13 protein-coding genes are annotated in these 17,987 nt (G+C 50.6%); 8 read left to right on the top strand and 5 right to left on the bottom strand.

Going from position 1 to position 17,987, the window contains the following annotated elements; all coding sequences use genetic code 11:
* Positions 1–23 precede the first annotated feature (23 nt).
* Positions 24–689, bottom strand: coding sequence for a septum site-determining protein MinC (gene minC / locus L1D43_RS08635; RefSeq protein WP_239850781.1), 666 nt, complete (start codon positions 687–689; stop codon positions 24–26).
* Between the two features lie 126 nt (positions 690–815).
* Here minC and L1D43_RS08630 point away from each other — a divergent pair, with 126 nt between their 5' ends.
* The 7 genes from L1D43_RS08630 (at position 816) to L1D43_RS08595 (ending at position 8,345) form a co-directional block, all read left to right on the top strand.
* Positions 816–1,097, top strand: coding sequence for a YcgL domain-containing protein (locus L1D43_RS08630; protein WP_239851108.1), 282 nt, complete (start codon positions 816–818; stop codon positions 1,095–1,097).
* A 284-nt stretch (positions 1,098–1,381) separates the two neighbouring features.
* Positions 1,382–2,395, top strand: a complete 1,014-nt coding sequence (locus L1D43_RS08620; RefSeq protein WP_239850780.1) for a lytic murein transglycosylase — start codon at positions 1,382–1,384, stop codon at positions 2,393–2,395.
* 105 nt (positions 2,396–2,500) lie between these two features.
* Positions 2,501–2,941: a YcgN family cysteine cluster protein gene (locus L1D43_RS08615; protein ID WP_239850779.1), complete on the top strand. Its 441-nt coding sequence runs from the start codon at positions 2,501–2,503 to the stop codon at positions 2,939–2,941.
* A gap of 1,054 nt (positions 2,942–3,995) precedes the next feature.
* A complete protein-coding gene (locus tag L1D43_RS08610) occupies positions 3,996–5,096 on the top strand; it encodes an ABC-three component system protein (RefSeq protein WP_239850778.1) in 1,101 nt (366 codons plus the stop codon).
* On the top strand, positions 5,089–5,583 hold the full coding sequence (locus L1D43_RS08605) for an ABC-three component system middle component 2 (RefSeq protein WP_239850777.1): 495 nt from the start codon (positions 5,089–5,091) through the stop codon (positions 5,581–5,583). The genes L1D43_RS08610 and L1D43_RS08605 overlap by 8 nt, the downstream gene beginning before the upstream one ends.
* A gap of 4 nt (positions 5,584–5,587) precedes the next feature.
* Positions 5,588–7,447, top strand: a complete 1,860-nt coding sequence (locus L1D43_RS08600; protein ID WP_239850776.1) for an AAA family ATPase — start codon at positions 5,588–5,590, stop codon at positions 7,445–7,447.
* A 151-nt stretch (positions 7,448–7,598) separates the two neighbouring features.
* Positions 7,599–8,345 (top strand): hypothetical protein, encoded by a 747-nt coding sequence (locus L1D43_RS08595; RefSeq protein ID WP_239850774.1) that lies wholly within the window; start codon positions 7,599–7,601, stop codon positions 8,343–8,345.
* A 410-nt stretch (positions 8,346–8,755) separates the two neighbouring features.
* Here L1D43_RS08595 and dsbB read toward each other — a convergent pair whose 3' ends face one another.
* A complete protein-coding gene (gene dsbB, locus L1D43_RS08590; protein WP_239850772.1) occupies positions 8,756–9,271 on the bottom strand; it encodes a disulfide bond formation protein DsbB in 516 nt (171 codons plus the stop codon).
* 87 nt (positions 9,272–9,358) lie between these two features.
* Positions 9,359–10,954, bottom strand: a complete 1,596-nt coding sequence (nhaB, locus tag L1D43_RS08585; RefSeq protein WP_239850771.1) for a sodium/proton antiporter NhaB — start codon at positions 10,952–10,954, stop codon at positions 9,359–9,361.
* A gap of 298 nt (positions 10,955–11,252) precedes the next feature.
* Between nhaB and fadR the strand changes: the two genes are divergently transcribed.
* Complete coding sequence (gene fadR, locus L1D43_RS08580) at positions 11,253–12,014, top strand: fatty acid metabolism transcriptional regulator FadR (protein ID WP_052813810.1); 762 nt, start codon at positions 11,253–11,255, stop codon at positions 12,012–12,014.
* A gap of 109 nt (positions 12,015–12,123) precedes the next feature.
* Here the strand turns inward: fadR and L1D43_RS08575 are convergent, their stop codons facing one another.
* Both L1D43_RS08575 and L1D43_RS08570 read right to left on the bottom strand, forming a co-directional pair.
* Complete coding sequence (locus tag L1D43_RS08575; RefSeq protein ID WP_239850768.1) at positions 12,124–16,095, bottom strand: translocation/assembly module TamB domain-containing protein; 3,972 nt, start codon at positions 16,093–16,095, stop codon at positions 12,124–12,126.
* Positions 16,092–17,882: an autotransporter assembly complex family protein gene (locus L1D43_RS08570; RefSeq protein WP_239851107.1), complete on the bottom strand. Its 1,791-nt coding sequence runs from the start codon at positions 17,880–17,882 to the stop codon at positions 16,092–16,094. The genes L1D43_RS08575 and L1D43_RS08570 overlap by 4 nt, the downstream gene beginning before the upstream one ends.
* Positions 17,883–17,987 lie beyond the last annotated feature (105 nt).

Raw genomic sequence — 17,987 nt, 5'->3', positions numbered from 1 at the left:
TTTGTTTCTGTCCTTTTCAATTTCTATAGCGATAGTGCTTCGACGGTAAGGCTGTCGCCGTCTAGCCTGATACAACCGCTCTTGATCGAGGCATGTGCCTGTAGATTCTCGGTTAACCAATATTGCCCAGCGATGGAGACCAGCTCGGCATCGATATTCTGGGCGATGATCACGGCATTCTTATCGCCATTGGCACCCGCCATGGCCTTGCCTCTAAGACTACCGTATATGTGTATGCTGCCATCTGCAATCACTTCTGCACCGTTACCCACGGCGCCAATGATGATGAGATCGCCATTTTTTGCGTAAATCTGCTGACCAGAGCGAATATTTTGCTTCACTATCTTGGTGGTCTTGGGCAGTTGGGGCTGGTTCTGACTCTGTTTGCCAGACTTGATCAGCGCAAGCCCCAAGGCCTTGGCCTGAGTGGCGATGGCACTCGGCGCGCCCGTGATCCCCACTATCACCAGTTGCCTTGAGATCAAGAGATCTTTGAGGCCGGCGAGGTTATAGTCGGGATCTGAAATGGCGCTGAGGTTGACCACCAGGGGCGCACCAAGAAAAAACTGCGGCGCGATGGCCAGTTTATCGTCGAGTTCGCGGGCGACCCCGTCGAGATCTGCATCATTAATATGCAGCACTGAAAGCGTAAATGAAGAGCCTTTTAATTCGAGGCTAGGTTTCTGCATTCCTAAACTTGCTCTTGATAAAATTAACCGGCCTGGGCCGGTTAGATATTATTATAATCCTTGCGCTCCATGTTATAGTGTGCGGAATTTGCTGGCAAGTTGAATAAACTGGAAATTTCGCCCTATATGATCTGTGCTGTATATAAGAGTCGCTTAAAACCCGATAGTTATCTTTTTGTGGAGAAACGTAACGATTTCGAGCGTGTGCCCGACCCGCTGATGAAGATGTTTGGTACGCCCGAACTGGTGATGTTGCTGCCGCTAAACAAACGTGAACAGTTAGCCCTTGCCGATATCGAAAAAGTAAAAGTTGAACTTGCCGAGAAGGGGTATTATCTTCAATTACCACCACCTCCGGTTAACCTACTCGAAGAGTACAAGAAAGAGATAGGTTATAGCAGAGATTAGGGTCTGTTGACCTTTCCTGTTTGTTTTTGCAGCATTTTGAAGGAGATTTATACAAGGCAGAGCTCGTGTGGTGTAGTTATTCTACACAAACGGGCGATAACGCAGTAGAAATTGTCTTCAAAAGCTGCCCGGAGGGTTCTTCTAAACGCGTCCTGCTCATTGTTGTGCGCAATTTACATAGCTGACTATGCTTTACTTGCTTACGCCGCGAGCAAAACGCGTTTAGACTGAACAAAAATTAAACCTGAAAGATAAACAGACCCTTGTCACCGATAGGAAAGTGCATGTTTTTAAAGAATGTTTTGCTAAGTGCTCTACTAGCAAAAGGCCTGCTTTTAGCCAGCCCTTTACAAGCTCAGGAGTCCGCGCTCAGTTACGATCAGTATCTTTCTGAGTTAAAGCAGCAAGCAGTCGAGCAGGGGATCGCCCAGGGCACCATAGATGCGGTTTTCGATCAGATAAAGCTGTTCAAGAAGGCCGTTGTCAATGAACCCGCCAACAGCGGCCCTGAGAATTTAGACAAATATTTGCCGAACCGGGTGAGCGAAGCCTTAGTCGAACAGGCCAGAAGCCTGTATCGCGATAACAAGGCGCTTTTCGACCGACTCGGCAAGGAGTACGGCGTTCAGCCAAGGTTTGTGCTGGCCTACTGGGGGATAACCTCTGCCTTCGATGCCAGCGACTATCCTGCGCTGACGGTGATCGCCTCTAACGCCTACCATGGTGAACAGGCCGTTAACGTTGCACAAGCTTATGGCGGCGATGGATACGACGCGGCGTTTATTTCGGCGCTCAAGCTGATGGAGCGCGACCAGCTCAAGTTTGACAACCTCAAGAGTGATTCAACCGGCCTGATGGGCTACCCCCACTTCACCCCCAAGCAACTGGCTAAGTATGGTCAGGATGGTAACGGCGACGGTAGGGTCGACATCTGGCACAGCCTGGATGATGCCTTTGCCACCACGGCAAATTATCTTAAGCAGCTGGGCTGGGATTATGATGGCACCTGGGGACGTCAGGTTAGTGCGCCCAAGGCCTTACCCCAAGATCTCGTGGGGCTAGCGGTGCATAAGGGCTTCGATCAGTGGCAGGCGCTGGGCGTCAGACGCTTTAATGGTTCAGATCTGCCCTCACGCAAGGATATGCAGGTGTCGCTCATCATGCCAGATGGCAAGAATGGTCGCAGCTACCTGGTGTATGACAATTACCGGGTGCTCAGAAAGACCCAAGGGTCAGAACACCTTACCCTGGCCGTGACCTACCTGTCAGAAAGAATTAAATATCCTGAGATAAAATAGACCATTTCAGATGCCGAGCAGGCAAAGCGCCGCTCGGCCTCCCACATTAAGCCGGACTCAGCCCGTTGAAAGCGGCAGAGGTCGGCCCTTGAAAGAATTGTAAAGATGTCGTTTTGGAAAGAGAAAACCCTTGCAGAGTTGAGTCCCCAGGAATGGGAGTCGCTGTGCGATGGCTGTGGTAAGTGTTGCCTCAATAAGATCATCGACGATGAAACCGATGAGCTCTACTACACCAACGCCGCCTGTAAGCTGCTCGATGCAAAGGCGTGTAATTGCATGCACTATGAGCAGCGTTTTACCTTCGTCCCCAGCTGCACTAAGGTGACGGTAGATAACATCGCCGAGCTCACCTGGCTGCCAGACAGCTGCGCCTACCGCCGCCTGTATCAGGGCCGGGACCTTCCCAGTTGGCATCCGCTGTTAACCGGCAACAAGACCAAGATGCATGAACTTGGGATGTCGACCCGCGACAAGATAGTGAATGAGAACAAGGTCAGGTACCTTGAGGATCATATCGTGTTGTGGCCGCTCAAAGATTGCGACTAGTACTTCACTCAACTAGTGAAAAGTGTTTTTAGTCTTCTTTGACTGCAATCACTTTGCTGTAGCGTTAGCCATCAATGTTACTTATTGCCTGCGGCAGGCTCTTCGTGCAGATACGCTTGTGAGATAGCTCTGCTACGGTGCCTGTTGGGCTTGATTGTTTGCTAAAGTATCTAACACCATAACTTCATGGTTATCTAACGCCTGCCGGCGGGTGCTGTACACGGAAGTACCAATATCGTGATCACATGGATGTGAAGGAACGACGTATGTGCAAGCACTCTTTTGGCACGCCGACTTTTTGTCAAAGAGAGTCGTCCTTGGAGGCTTCACGGCGGCGTCCATGCCGCCGAGAGCCAAAAGCGTGCTTACACCCGTATCTATCATCTCTTCGATTTAGCCTTTCTGATTTCTAGTTGATGTTTGGGCTGGAGCGTCTAGCGACGTTTTGTATTTGGAAGGGCACCTAGAATCATCACTTCATGGTGGATCAATTGCCTGCGACAGGCTCATGTGCAGATACATCTGCTACACGCCGACTCTTTGTTTTAAAGGGGGTCATCCTTGGAGGCTCGACGATGGCATCCCTGCCATCGACGTCCGCAGATGCATCTACACTCGATATTTAACGTTTCTTCGATTTGGCTTTGTCTGTTACTCATTGATACAAGCTATTATTCCTAAAGAAAAATTTCACGAAAGTGTGAAATGAGATGTTGAATCTCAGCAACAAAACAGATTAAAGTATCACCAATCAAGGACAGAGCTAGGCCAAATCGAATCAATCATCGACCACGCCATTTAGGGAATGATAAAGCGACCCAATATGCGCCAATCAAATCCCTTAAAAAGTAACTCTGTTCTCATTTATTTACATGCTTGGACTCCTACCTTACAAGGTAGCGTACCTTGCAAGGTCTCACTAATAAGTTGTTATACGATGCGTAGCATGTTCGCGTTTTTATTCTGAGCGAACATAACTAATAACCATTGCGATTCGAAACTTAATTTAAGGATGACTAAGTCAGAATTTTGGCCGGCGTGCTACGGAATGAAAATGAACGAAGATGATTTCAAAAAAATCTCACCCAATCCTAGAAAAGGGTTGTATAGCTCAGAGCATGTGAGCGCAGGCATTCCTATTCCTAAAACGCAGCGTGTGCAGCTATTTAGCGCAGACGAGTGGGAGGAGTTTACTGAGGAGTGGGCTTCATCTCTTGAAAGTTCGTATCATTGTGTAAAGCGCTTTGCGGGTGCAGGCGACCAAGGGCTAGACGTTGTAGGTTTTATTAATTCTAACCAGTTTAATGATGGCTGGGATAACTACCAGTGTAAGTTTTACGATAAACCTTTAACTCCTTCCGATGTTTGGGTCGAGTTCAGTAAGATTATTTATTTTACGAAATGTGGTTCATACACACCGCCACGAAAGTACTACTTTGTTGCCCCAAAACAAATCGGAACGAAACTAGGTAAACTTCTCGTCAATGCACCTAGATTAAAAGAACAGCTAAAAGAAAACTGGGAGAAGTATTGCGAGGATGGCATTACATCTACAGCCAAGATAAAGCTTGAAGGTGATCTTCTTAGTCATTTTGAGAGTTTTGATTTTACGATATTCGATTCCGTGTCGCTCGTTCAAATGATTGAACAACATGCACTCACGCCTTTTCATGCAGTAAGGTTTGGTGGAGGACTTGGTACCCGTCCCGATCCTGAAATACCGCCAGAAAATACTGTATCAATGGATCAGCGCTACATAAGACAGTTACTAAGTGTATATGCGCAGTCCATTAGCGATAACCAGCAATCACCAGACCTTTCCCTGCTGGACAAAGATGACAGGATAAGGAACAACTTTCTCAGGCAGCGTGAGCGCTTTTATCATGCAGAGTCATTGCGAAGTTTTTCTCGTGACACTGTCCCGTTAGGTGTCTTCGAGGCTCTTCAAAATGATATCTTCGATGGAGTGGTGGATACGTGTGAAGCCTCGCATGCCTGTGACATGGATCGTTTAAATGCAACAATGAGTCAGGCCGCTAATGTTATCGTTGATGCGAGCCCACTTTCTAGTGTCACCCGTCCGAAGGATAAACAAGGAATGTGCCATCAACTTGTGAATGACAACCGGTTGAATTGGAGTGAGAAAGATGAGTGAAGAGTGCAGACCAAATGTCACAGTATTTAACAGCGCTCTTGAGACAGGTATTCGCTCACTAGTCATCCTTGCCGCCAATTTCCCGGCTGCAATGGATTTGCAGCGTCTGGTAGACTTTGACTATCTAGTTGTTCATTCTGGCGATCTTGACGGTCCCGAAAGCCTTCATCCTCCACTTCCTATGAGAGAAGGAGAACTTCTTGTTAGGCGTAAAATTATTGAATCAGGAATTTTATTAATGATGAGCCGTGGGCTTGTCACTAGAATTGCAGGCGCGGAAGGGATTGTTTATCAGGCAAGTGATTATGCCAAGCCATTCGTCGACTCGTTGACTACTCCATATATGCGTTCTTTGATAGATAGAGCTAATTGGGTTGGGGATACTTTCGGGAATATGGACACTATCGATCTTCACAATCTGATTAGTGGCTTCTTTAACAAATGGACTACTCAATTTCATCCGTCACGAGGATTAGGTGGAAGTTAATCAGATGAATGAGACAATTAAAATAAGAAGCATATGCTTTTTGGGGACTAGGGTTGCCCCCGCTTTCATAGAATTCGATCAAAGCTTAAGCGTTGTATGTGGCGCATCCGATACAGGAAAGTCCTTCCTTGTTGAGGCTATTGACTTCCTTCTTGGAGGAAAGGAGCTGCGAGAAATTCCTGAACTGGATGGCTACGACAAAGCCCGGATTGCTGTTGAATCATCGGAAAAAGGGGTATGGACGTTTGAGCGCAGTACTCAGGGCGGTAACTACCGAATATTCGAGGGGAATGTTGAAGCTGCGACTGATGTCAATGGAAGCGGCACGATTAAGATGAAACACGCAGCAGGCAAGGAAGATAATATTTCCGGCTGGCTCCTTGGCGTTATAGATTTACTGAACAAATGTGTGCGAAAGAATGCGAATGGAGATTGCAGGTCTCTCAGTTTTCGCGATTTGGCTAGGCTCATAATTGTTAATGAGCAGGAAATAATTCGTCAGGACTCCCCTTTCTTAACTGGTCAATATATTTCTAAAACCGCCGAAAAATCCACCTTAAAACTCATGCTTACAGGCTCGGATGATAGTTCGATAGTGCCATTGGATAGTCAGAAACAATCGGAATCTAACGATCAGGCAAAAGCAGAGCTTCTTGAACAATGGATTGCTGATGTAGAGGACGAGATTACCGAGTTTGGGGTCGGGCGTGAGGAGTTGGAGGACCAACTCGAAAAGCTAGAAAAATCCATTGCCTCAAATAAAGAAAAGCTGCAACTGATTCAGTCTGAGCTGAATGAGCTGACGATTCAAAGACGAGAAATTGTGAGAGATCGTGAGGCAATCAGGGATCGAAAAGATGACATAGCTGATATGTTAGTGCGCTTCAACTTACTAAAGACACAATATGAAACAGATTTACATCGTCTGATGGCCATTGAAGAATCAGGTTCCCTTTTTGTGCACCAAGATCGAGCACCTTGCTCGCTTTGTGGTGCTCCACCTGAAACTCAACACAATACCGAAAAATGTGATGGCGACGTTGAATCAGTTGTCATTGCGGCAGCAGCAGAAATGGAAAAGATCAAGAAATTGGCAAGTGATCTAAATTCTACAGTTACTGCGTTGCATGAGGAATCCGTACGGCTATCTAAAGACCTAATTGAGATCGATAACCGATTTGACGGAGTTGAGATTGACATTAAGAACTCCATAGCGCCTGAACTATCAGACACACAAACTACCTACTCTGAGTTTGTTGATACACGCAGTAGAGTTATTTCACATCTCTCCGTCTTTACACGATTAGATAAGCTTCTAGCGCAAAAAGACAAATTATTCGGTGATGTAGAGGAAGGGGGGTCTGACGCTCAAAAGGTTGCTACTAAACTATCGACTCAGGTTCTACATGACTTTTCAAAAACAGTAGAGCGAATACTTGAGGCTTGGGATTTTCCTGATAAAGGCAGTGTACATTTTGATGAAGCCACAATGGACTTTGTTATTAACGGAAAGCTCCGCGGCAATAGGGGGAAAGGGCTTAGAGCGATAACGCACGCTGCAGCTACTTTAGGCTTACTCGAATATTGTAAAGAGCACTCGCTACCACATCCAGGTTTTGTAGTGCTTGATTCACCATTATTGGCGTATTATAAGCCCGAGGGCGAAGACGATACTCTCCAGGGAACAAGTCTAAAACAGAAATTTTATAAGTACCTGATTGAAGAGCATTCCGACAGCCAAGTTATAATTGTAGAAAATGAGCACCCACCAGAATCTTTTAAAGATCAGCTTGGGTTGACGGTATTCACTAAAAATCCTCAGCACGGCCGTTTCGGTCTCTTCCCTCCGAGGGTGATACAGTAGCGATTTGAACAAAAGGGAGACCATCTGTTGCCAATGTTGGATACCTTTAAGTGGGGATTCGTATAACAAGCGCATGTTGTCGGACTGGTTTTTCGCTGCGCACCAAACCAGCCGCAAATGCGGGCGTTATATTTTAATCTGAGATTTGAGCATGAAAAAAATTTGGAGTGAACTAATTCTACCTTTTATCAAACGGTGGTTATTAGCGCCTTTTTCAAACAAAGTAACAAAAATGTTTCTTTATACTGGTGCTGCTATCGTAGCTGCACCGTTAATTGAGCATTTAATTATAAAGGTTGTACTACTTAAACTATTTGATATTGATATACCAATTGATGTTCCGGATGTGCCTGCTTATGTAGCTGGAGTAGCGTTAATGTTTCTTGGCGGTCTTCATAACATTGGGTTTCAATATATTAACTATGTGCAGACTAAATACAATGATGGTAAGGCGCTGGAAGTACTTAAAAGTCAGCAACCTCATGACAAAAAAATAATCGATGAATTGCTAGTGTTATTACCCTATGAAAATACTCATCATTGGTTAGAGCAAGCTGGTTACGCGGGGTTAAGACGGGATTTCTCACACGATTTGCAAGAATGTGAAAAGTTCAACGACGCTCCTTATAAGGTATATAACCAAAGCGTGGAAACTGCGAAAACAGCTTTGATAGATCAAATTCAAGATTTCAATGTTCAATGTATGGGGCATCTTGGGGCACAAGAAGATACAACAGGGGAAATGTACTTGCCTCCTTTCCACTGGAAAAGCCAAGGAAAAGAGAGTGAAGCAAAGTATTACGAACAGGTTAAAGGTGTGAGTGAGTCAGGACAAAAAGTTAGAGCCATGCTTGATCAGTTTATTGAAGTCGTAAAGAAGGAAGACTTCATAATATAAAATATAACAAGTGACAGTGGCGTTTAGCCTATTTATCTTAGTTTTCACACATCGTAGCTCCTCATTCTTAAGCAGAAAGTTGTACCTCGAATCCCTGACTTATCTTCTTTTCATTACCAATTCCGCCAAATCGAAGAGACGTTAGATACCCAGTGTAGATGCATCTGCGGACGTCGATGGCAGGGATGCCATCGTCGAGCCTCCAAGGATGGATTTACGGCGTGTAGCAGATGTATCTGCACATAAGCGAGCCGCAGGCTATTAACTAGATTGAAGGAGTGATTTTCGAATATCTAATCAATAGGATTCAAGGTAGATGGGTGAATAAGCGACTTTCGTGGCTAGGCGATAGCTAGCCACAAAAAAACGCCCATTAAGGGCGTTTCTTATAAGCGATAACCTAAACGCAATTAGGCTTTCTTAGTCGGCATTAACGCCGGAATGATAAACACCACCAGGGCAATCAGGTAGGTGCTGAAGGCCACCACCATCCACTGTGACATAGTGATGCCAAACATCTCCCAGGGAATGTCGGTGCACATGCCGGTGGGCAGGAAGACTGACGGGAACCATTCGTGTAGCGGCATCCATTCTGGAAATTCCGGCAGGAAGGAGCAGGTGGAGAAAGGCGATGGGTTGGTTTGCATCTCGACCAGCTCCAGCGCCAGCTTGAGGCCCCAGGCCGCGCTAACGCCCCAGAGGAGTACGCCGAGGAAACGCAGCAGACGGAATTGATGGCCAACCACGCCGATGAGGCCGGCGGTGAGTACGCCGAGTACCGCTAAGCGCTGATAGATGCACATGACGCAGGGGTCGAGTTTCATCACGTGTTGAAAGAAGAGGGCACAAGCTTCCAAGCCTAGGGCAGTGAGTAGCAGTATGGTCCAGGCTAAACGAGACTGTGCGAATCGGGTCAGGGCACTCAACGATATTCTCCTATAAAAAAACGCCTCTAACTGCTAGAGGCGTTTTTAAGACTTTACGAAACTAGATAAGTTCAGTCAATCAACAAATTAGTGCCCGGTAACTGTGCCCTTGGCCGCTTCCGCCACTGAGTGGTGGATCAGCATGTGCGAATCGTAGAAGTATTGGGTCATGTCGCTGAGGAAGCCTGTCTCGATGGCCACAATACCCACGATCGACAATACGATAGTGTAGGGCAGCGCCATCCACACCATGCGTCCATAAGAGAGCCTGATCAGCGGAGCGATGGCCGAGGTCAGCAGGAACAGAAACGCAGCCTGACCGTTAGGCGTCGCCACAGATGGCAGGTTAGTCCCCGTGTTGATGGCAACCGCCAGCAGGTCGAACTGATCGCGGGTGATCTGTCCATCCAGTAGCGCGGCCTTCACCTCGTTAATATAGACGGTACCCACGAACACGTTATCGCTCACCATAGAGAGCAGGCCGTTGGCGATATAGAAGATCACCAGCTGGGTGTTGCCTTCGTAGCTCAGTGCCCACTGGATCACAGGCGCAAACAGCTGTTGGTCGATGATAACCCCCACGATGGCGAAGAAGACCGCCAGCAGTGCGGTGAAGGGTAGCGCCTCTTCAAACGCCTTACCCAGGGCATGCTCGTTGGTGACGCCGTTAAAGGCGGTGGTGAAGATGATCACCGACAGACCGATAAGACCCACAGAGGCCAGGTGGAAGGCTAGACCCACGATCAGCCAAACACCGACTAAAGCCTGGATAACCAACTTGATCTTGTCGTGGTTGGTGCGGTGTGCATCTTCATAAGAGGCATAGTCAGACAAAATCTTATGTACCGCCTCGGGCAGTTGCTGACCGTAGCCAAACCACTTGAATTTCTCTACCAGGAAGCAGGTCGCGATACCGGCTACGAACACAGGCACTGTGACCGGGCCCATGCGCAGGGCAAACTCGGCAAACTGCCAGTTGGCCTGGGCGGCGATGATCAGGTTTTGCGGCTCGCCCACCATGGTGCAGACGCCACCTAATGCAGTACCGACACCGGCGTGCATCAGCAGGTTACGCAGGAAGCCACGAAATGCCTCCAGCTCATCTTCACACAGGGGATGTCCTTCGCCATGACTATCTGAGGTATGGTCGTGATCGTCGGTAAAACTCTTGCCCGAAGCCACCTTGTGGTAGATAGAATAGAAACCTACTGCCACGGCGATGATCACGGCGATTACCGTGAGCGCATCGAGGAAGGCCGACAGGAAGGCCGATGCCACACAGAACATCAAGGAAACCACTACCTTAGAGCGGATTTTGGTGATCATCTTGGTGAACACGAACAGCAGCAATTGCTTCATGAAGTAGATGCCGGCGACCATGAAGATCAACAGCAGCAGCACTTCGAGGTTGGCTTCGATCTCGTGCAGTACCTGTGTGGGGGAGGTCATGCCGATGAATACCGCCTCTATGGCAAGCAGACCACCGGGTTGTAAGGGATAACATTTCAGCGCCATGGCCAGCGTGAAGATGAACTCGACTACCAGTAACCATCCGGCAACAAATGGATTGAGGTAGAAGACGATCGGGTTGATCACTAAGAATGATAAAATTGCGATTTTGAACCACTTAGGAGAATTTCCTAAGAAATTGTCAATAAACGCCTGACTCATGGTCACAGGCATGGCATCCTCTCATCTATATAATTTTTTTTTGACAGAAAGTTAACGAACAGTCCGCTGTTCAATTCAGTGTATCCTAATGATATGTAGAATTTAATACCTTTTTAGCTCAGATTGCCTAAAAACAGACATTAACTGCAATCTATATCACAAGCTTGTTGATGTGGTCTCTATTTTGCTCATTATTGCGATCTGAGTCCTTGATCTTATCCAGTAATGTTACGGATTAGGTTTCCATTTTTTACCGCTCTGGTATGATCAGTGCCCAAGATAACTTTGAATAAATTGGAATAGTGGCCTGATGACAACTGTCCCCCAAGTACCTGTAACGCCTAAAGACAAAGATATTATTGAAGCGAAGGGTCCTGCGAGCTTTGCCGAAAAGTATATTGTTCGTTCGATTTGGGAGGGAAAGTTTCCACCCGGTTCCATTCTGCCTGCCGAACGCGAATTGTCTGAACTGATCGGCGTGACACGTACGACACTGCGCGAAGTGCTGCAACGCCTCGCCCGCGATGGCTGGTTGACCATTCAACACGGTAAGCCGACTAAGGTTAATGATATCTGGGAAACCTCTGGACTTAACGTGCTTGAGACTATCGCCGAGCTTAATCCTGCCGGTGAACCTGTGCTGCTGGAGCAACTGCTGTCGGCCCGTACCAACATCAGCGCCATCTACTTTAAGGGCGCGGTGCGTTACAACCCGGACAAGGTATTAGAGGCATTAGCGCCGCTGGCGACCCTAAAGGATGATGCCAAGGCCTTTATCGAATTCGATTACCATCTGCATCACACCCTGGCTTACCATTCTGGCAACCCGCTTTATGTGTTGATCCTTAACGGCTTCAAGGGCCTCTATAGCCGCGTGGGTGAAGAGTATTTTGCCATCGAGAAGGCGCGCGAGCTTGCGCTGGACTTCTACCAGGCGCTCGAAGCATTAGCCAAAGATCACAACCACAACGACGTGCCGGTATTGATGCGCAGCTACGGCATCAACAGCGGTAAGGTGTGGCAGCGTTATAAGGCGAACCTGATGCAGTCGGCCGAGGCTAACCAGGGCTAAAAGCTCTGTCTAAAATAAAGACCCTGTCGAAATAAAGAAAGGCCGCTCATAGAGAGCGGCTTTTTTATTAGTGTCTGTCCTGGCTTGCTGGTTAGCGCAGGTTAGGACGCTAGTCGATGTCGAAACTGTAGTAGATGTCCAGGGTCTTGGAGATGGTCCCCGAGACACTCTCAAGATAAAGCTGAGACATCAGGTAGTAACGCACCGTCATCTCATAGCCGGGGTTGAACACCCCCACACCATACTTGACCATCAGGTCATCCCCGATAAAGCCGCTGATGGCGACCTTACCGTCATCATTGGCGTCAAACTGCACGTTAGAGATCCCTAGCTTCTCTATGATGTTGGAGGCCGAGCTGCCCAGGTTACCGAAGGCGTTCTTGCCCAGCTGGTTGCCCAGGGTCAGCGCGGCGCCCATCATCAGGGCGCTGTTTTGATCCGAATCGTTACTGTTAAATCCGGTTCCCTTGATGATGTAGGAGAGGATCTCGGCCTGCTCCTTGGACGGGGTAGAGAAGAGAGTCACTATGGGTTTCTGCGGCGTACCGGTAATGCGTACCCCGGCGACTACATCTTCATCTTTAATCTCTCGTATCGCCTCGATATTCAGGTTAGGCACCGCCATAGGACCGACAAACTGCACCTCACCGGCCTTGATCGATAGGGTTTGCCCCATAAATTTGTAATTGCCGTTCACCACCTTGATATCGCCGTAGAGCAGCGGCGGCTTGAAGGCGGCTTGGCGCAGCTCCAGAGTACCGACGAGCAGGCCCCTCAGGCCCATGCCATCGACGATGAGCTTGTCGCCGACCTGGATAGCTATCTGGCTGGTGACCGCTATGGGGTCTTTAACCTGGACCTGACTGGCGAGGCTGTCGTTGAAGACCACATCGCTGGACTCGGCCACGCCGCCCTCGGGGAGCTGAGCTATGGTGATATGGCCCGAGGGGACGTCCAGCTTGCCGCGAATATCCAGGTGTTTATTGCTGAAGCTGATGTCAATATCCGGTGACACGTCCAGTATCGCCAGTGGTGGCTGAATGATGGCCAGCTTGTCGCCGCTGAAGTTGAGTTTGCCATTGAGCCCCTCTGTCCAGTCGATATTGCCTTCAATGCCGGCCTTGCCATCGCCCATGGTCCACTGACCCGCGACCCGTCCCGTCTGTCCCTGCAGGGTGAGCTTGAGGCTGATGTTATCCAATAGCGTCGGGTTGGCGGCCGCCGCCATTTGGCCATCGACGAGGTCGACCGTGCCGCTGAGGTCCGGCTGATTTAGCGTGCCGCCCAGTATGATGGCGCTGGATACCTGGCCGCTGAGGACCTCGAGCTGCGGTGTAAAGTCGGACAGGGCATGGAGATCGATATCCTTCAGATCTATCTTACCGCTTAGCCTGTGCTCGGGATCGGTACTTATAGTGAGCTGACTGTCTATCTTGGCAAAGCGCTTGGATTCGAGCTGCGCGTCGATGCCGAGTTGCTGCTCATCCAGGCGGGCCTTGAGGTTGAGGTAGCGATACTGTGCCTGGATCTGTCGCTTGGTGGTGGTGAGATCGAACTGCCCCGGCGCCATGGCCAGTGTCAGCATGCCGGTTGGCTTGGCACCCTTGGCCCATCGAAACTCGCCATCGAGCTGGGTCGGGCCTTGCCATTTTAGGTTTTCCGGCAGCACGGGGGCCAGCAGGGCGCCGAGATCGCCTACCAATTGCAGGCGGGTATCGCCCTTGTCACCGAACTCGGCGGGATCGGTCAGACACAGGCTCGCGGCGTCATGGCGCCAACAGAAGGGGGAGAGCCGCCCCTTAGCCTGTTGGTTGTCCCAATAGAGGTCGATAGGTTCGTCCAGCGCCATGGGGCCCAGGCGTGAATTGAGGCTGATACGCTTTATCTTGGCATCGAATCGCTGCGCCTTGTCATCATAGGTTGAGGCGATCGAGGTGTTGAGCTGCAGATCGCCATAGGTCTGTAACCCCAGTTTCTGCCTGGTGATATCTCCCTTGACGCCTAGGGTGAGGTTACTCAGCGCCATGCCTTGCCCCTTGATGTCCGAGGATTTCAGCGACAATGCAAACTGGTGCGCGTCCTGGGGACGGTAGAAGGCGATAAGCTTGGCCTTATCGACAGTGATATCGGCGTACTTGAGCTCTATGGTATCGGCACTGATGGCGACTTCGGGGTGCTCATCGTCGCCGGATACATTGATCACCGCCTTGATGGCGCCGCTGGCGTTGGGATCCCACAGGCTCAGGGCTGGCACGCTCAGTTGACCATCCAGCGCCCAGACATCATCCACCCGCCCGGAGAGGGTCAACTGGGACTCGAGGGCGTCGATCTGCAGATGCTCTGCGTTAAGTTGGAACTTGTCATTCAGGGCGATATCCCCCTGAACCTTAAGTGGATATTGGTCCACATGCCCCTCAAGATCTGCCTGGCTGATGCCTATCGACCAGGCCTTATCACTAAATTCCCCCTTGCTGTGCAGGCTGCCATTGATCAGAGTTGCGGGCAGGGGCTGCTCGGCCGTGACGTTAAGCTGGGCAAGATCTAAGCCCTGAGTGCTGGCCGCGAGCTGCCAGCTAATGTTCTGGCCGTAACCGAGCGCGCCGCTGAGATCCAGCTTGCCCATCTCGCTGTCGACCCTGAGTGTGGCGACCTCAAGCTGCTGATCCTGGTGTGACAACTCGGTATCCAGGGTTAGCCAGGGATGGTAGGGGGTCCTTAGCTCGCCGTTAAGCTTGAGCCGTTGAGCCTTTAGGCTACCGCTCGATTCAAGGGTTAATGCCTTGGCCTCATATTGGGCCTGCGCCAGTGGCCACATCAGGTTCGGGCTTAACAGGTGTAACTCGTAGGGCAGCGCAGCTGTGCTCAGGTTGGCCTTGGCATCTAAGTCAAGCACCAGATGCCCCTCGCCCTTAAGCTTGACGGCAAGGTCTGCGAAACCACCTTTTATCTCGGCGTCAAGGCGTTGACGCTTAAGCTCGGGCAACTCGCTGACACTGTTGGCGTTGAGATCGGCCTGAAGGTGAATCGCCATGGGATAATCTTGCGTCAGGCTGATCTCACCGTCGAGCCGCGCCTTACCATAGTCATGGTCAAGGGCCAGGCTATCGACGGTGATCTTATAGCCAAGGTAGCTGCCGGAAAGGTCGATGGCGGCAAACTTATCGACACGCTCGCCGAGCCTGAGCTGGCTGTCGACCAGCTGCGCGCCGTCGACAAAGATAGGCATGGGGATCTCGACCTCAGGCAGTTGGCTTAGGGGCCAGTCTGTCTCATCTTGTCGGCTTGCTGTTGCCTGCGTCTGTGCCTGGGCTGGCGCTGGCGTAGGCACTTGAGTCTGAGTGTTTGTCTCATTGTTAGTCTGAGAGTTAGGCTGAGAGTTAGCCTGAGCCGAGCCCTCGTCTTGTCCTAGGGGGATAGACACCATCAGCCCTTTGCTGTCGAGCCGATTGACCCGCAGGCCGGTCTCGAGCCAGCTGGCCTTGGCCGCGAGTTGCTCGGCATTAAACTGCATCTGATTCACCCGCACGCTGATTTGCTGTAGGGCGCTCTGGTTGAGGATGATGCCCAAAGGCAGGGTGAGCGGGCCATCGTCCTCGATTTGCTCAACGGGCGGTTTTATTTCTGGTGTCGATGCCAGCTTGTCGGTATCTATCTCTACCCGCACCGCGTCGGCGCCAAGGGAATCGACACAGAGCTGACGCTGCAGCAGACACAGGGGACGCCATTTGAGGCTAAGCCCCTCTGTTTCGACCTCAATGCCCGGCATCTGCCACTTGGCATGTTGCAGCTTTAGCTGACCATTGAGTGTGCCGCCGCCATAGCTCAGGTTTAAGTCTGGCACTAAGAGATCGGCGAGATTCACCGCCACATGACTGCCAAAGGGGGTACCTATCAGTATGGCTAGCAGGATAAGCAGAGCCAGCGGCAGGTAGAGCAGCACGCGAACTAGGTTACGCAGCCAACAGGCCAGACGGTACGGCAAAGATCTTGGCCTTTGCGCCTTTCCATTTGAGGGCGTTTCGCCTTTAAGCCCCAGGGCCTGCTCTTGAGACGGGGTTAAATCATCGGGCGTTTCTATCATAGCTCTGCCCCCATGGTGATATGGATGCGCCAGCTGCGATCCACTGTGTCTGTCTCTTTCAGACCGACGCCGAGATCCAGCTTGATCGGCCCTATGGGGGAGATCCAGTGGATGCCGCCGCCAACCGAGACGATGGGCTCGAACTGCTGACTGTCGAAGGCGCTACCGGCATCGATAAAGCTGGCGACTCGCCATGTCGGGGTAAGATAGTATTGATATTCCAGGCTGCCGACCAGCAGATAGCGGCCACCGACCACCACGCGGGCCAGCTGACCCTCGTTATTGGTATAGTCGATATGGGGGCCGAGTTCGTGATAGCTATAGCCGCGGATGCTTTGATCGCCCCCGGCGAAATAACGCAGCGACGGCGGTACCAAGGGCAGTTCGTCGTCTTTGACCAGGTTGGCGCCCAGATCCAGCCGGGAGACAAACCTGTGTTTGTCGAAGAAGGTGTCTATCCACTTAAACTTGGCCTGTAGCCGAGTCAGGCGCAGATCTGAGCCCAGTGTCGGGTCGGCATGTTCCAGGCTGTAATATTGAAAGAAGCCCGACTTAGGATCCAGACTCTTGTCGCCACGAGTGGTTTTCGACAGGCTGGTGCCCAGCAGTAAAACGTCGGGATCATAATCGATATCCGACTGCGCATATTCTTCGTTGATGGCATCTAACGAATAGGTAAACAGCCATTGATTCTTTAACCGCTTCTGCCTGACGACCCCGACGAGTTTCTTGACCGATTCCAGCTCGCCAGTGTTGCGAAAGTCGCGTTTATCGGCGTCATAGACTTGGGTAACCCCATACTTGTCCCTGAGCAGGCCGACACGTATCTTGAGCTGATCGTCCAGCGGATGGCTCATGGGGATGGTGTAGGTGGTTAGAAATTTGGGCCTGTCCGGCGACCATTCTACGCTGCTCTCCTGGGAGTGGCCGTAACGATTGATCTGCGGTGTTCGCCAGGTGACCCTGACTCTGGGCTCGATATTATTGTCGATGGAGTTACCGACGTCGGCGCCCAAACCCAGCTCGATAGAGTGACTGGGCCTTGGGGTGACCTCTACCCGAATGGGAACCCTGTCGTCCTGCATCTTATCGAGCTGAGGCAGCACCTTGATGTTGGTGAAGTAGCCAGTATCGACCAGCTCCCGGTTGAGTGCACCTAATTTACCCGTGCTGTAGTGGGAATCTGGCTCAAAAGGGATCAACTTGTCGAGAAAACCAGGCACCAAGTCGTGGCCGTTGAAGCTCACCTCGCCGATGCGATAGCGCGGGCCTGAGTCGTAATGCAGGCTGATCTGTGCGCTGTCGAGATCCCGGTTGACCACTATCTGGTTGGTGAGGTACTTGCCTTCGAAATAGCCCCTGGCCAACGCATAGGTGAGCAGCTGAGACTTGATCGCCTCATATTCACCATGATTGAGCACATCGCCAGGCTTTAGGCTGATCTGCTCGAGCCAGTCGTTGACCGCCTTGTCATCGAGGATCTCGCCTGTCAGTTGAATGTCGATCCACCGGATCACCGTCGGCGCACCTGGCGTGACCGATAGGCGCAGGGTCCAGGGGCCGGTTTCTGGGCTCTCCAGTTGCTGGTCTATCTTCCCCTTGTAGTAGCCGAGGGAGTGCAGCGCGGCCTCGATGTTTTCATCGGCGTTGAAGATAAAGGCTCGGCGTTGCACCTCTGAGCTTGGCAGGGCGCCAAGGTGAGCCGTGATGTTGCGTTTAAGCGCCTTGTCGGCGCCGTCGATCTCGACCGTTAACCAGTCGTTCGCCCAGACAGACGATATCCCCATGCACAGGCAGAGTAGGGCGAGTGTCGATAGCCGGGATAAGGTCGCAAAGATCCGCAAGAAAAAGGCTCTATCTAGTTGAAAAGTTTGTTGCTGTTTATTGTCGCA

Origin of the sequence: Shewanella sp. Isolate8, from assembly GCF_022398495.1 — a bacterium.
Taxonomy (GTDB): Bacteria; Pseudomonadota; Gammaproteobacteria; order Enterobacterales; family Shewanellaceae; genus Shewanella; species Shewanella aquimarina.
This window is presented reverse-complemented; position numbering and strand designations above follow the sequence as displayed.

Bases quoted from the DNA above. Each gene is read 5' to 3' on its own strand.
- minC (WP_239850781.1), bottom strand. From the start codon at position 689: ATGCAGAAACCTAGCCTCGAATTAAAAGGCTCTTCATTTACGCTTTCA.
- L1D43_RS08630 (WP_239851108.1), top strand. From the start codon at position 816: ATGATCTGTGCTGTATATAAGAGTCGCTTAAAACCCGATAGTTATCTT.
- L1D43_RS08620 (WP_239850780.1), top strand. From the start codon at position 1,382: ATGTTTTTAAAGAATGTTTTGCTAAGTGCTCTACTAGCAAAAGGCCTG.
- L1D43_RS08615 (WP_239850779.1), top strand. From the start codon at position 2,501: ATGTCGTTTTGGAAAGAGAAAACCCTTGCAGAGTTGAGTCCCCAGGAA.
- L1D43_RS08610 (WP_239850778.1), top strand. From the start codon at position 3,996: ATGAACGAAGATGATTTCAAAAAAATCTCACCCAATCCTAGAAAAGGG.
- L1D43_RS08605 (WP_239850777.1), top strand. From the start codon at position 5,089: ATGAGTGAAGAGTGCAGACCAAATGTCACAGTATTTAACAGCGCTCTT.
- L1D43_RS08600 (WP_239850776.1), top strand. From the start codon at position 5,588: ATGAATGAGACAATTAAAATAAGAAGCATATGCTTTTTGGGGACTAGG.
- L1D43_RS08595 (WP_239850774.1), top strand. From the start codon at position 7,599: ATGAAAAAAATTTGGAGTGAACTAATTCTACCTTTTATCAAACGGTGG.
- nhaB (WP_239850771.1), bottom strand. From the start codon at position 10,954: ATGCCTGTGACCATGAGTCAGGCGTTTATTGACAATTTCTTAGGAAAT.
- fadR (WP_052813810.1), top strand. From the start codon at position 11,253: ATGACAACTGTCCCCCAAGTACCTGTAACGCCTAAAGACAAAGATATT.
- L1D43_RS08575 (WP_239850768.1), bottom strand. From the start codon at position 16,095: ATGATAGAAACGCCCGATGATTTAACCCCGTCTCAAGAGCAGGCCCTG.
- L1D43_RS08570 (WP_239851107.1), bottom strand. From the start codon at position 17,882: ATGGGGATATCGTCTGTCTGGGCGAACGACTGGTTAACGGTCGAGATC.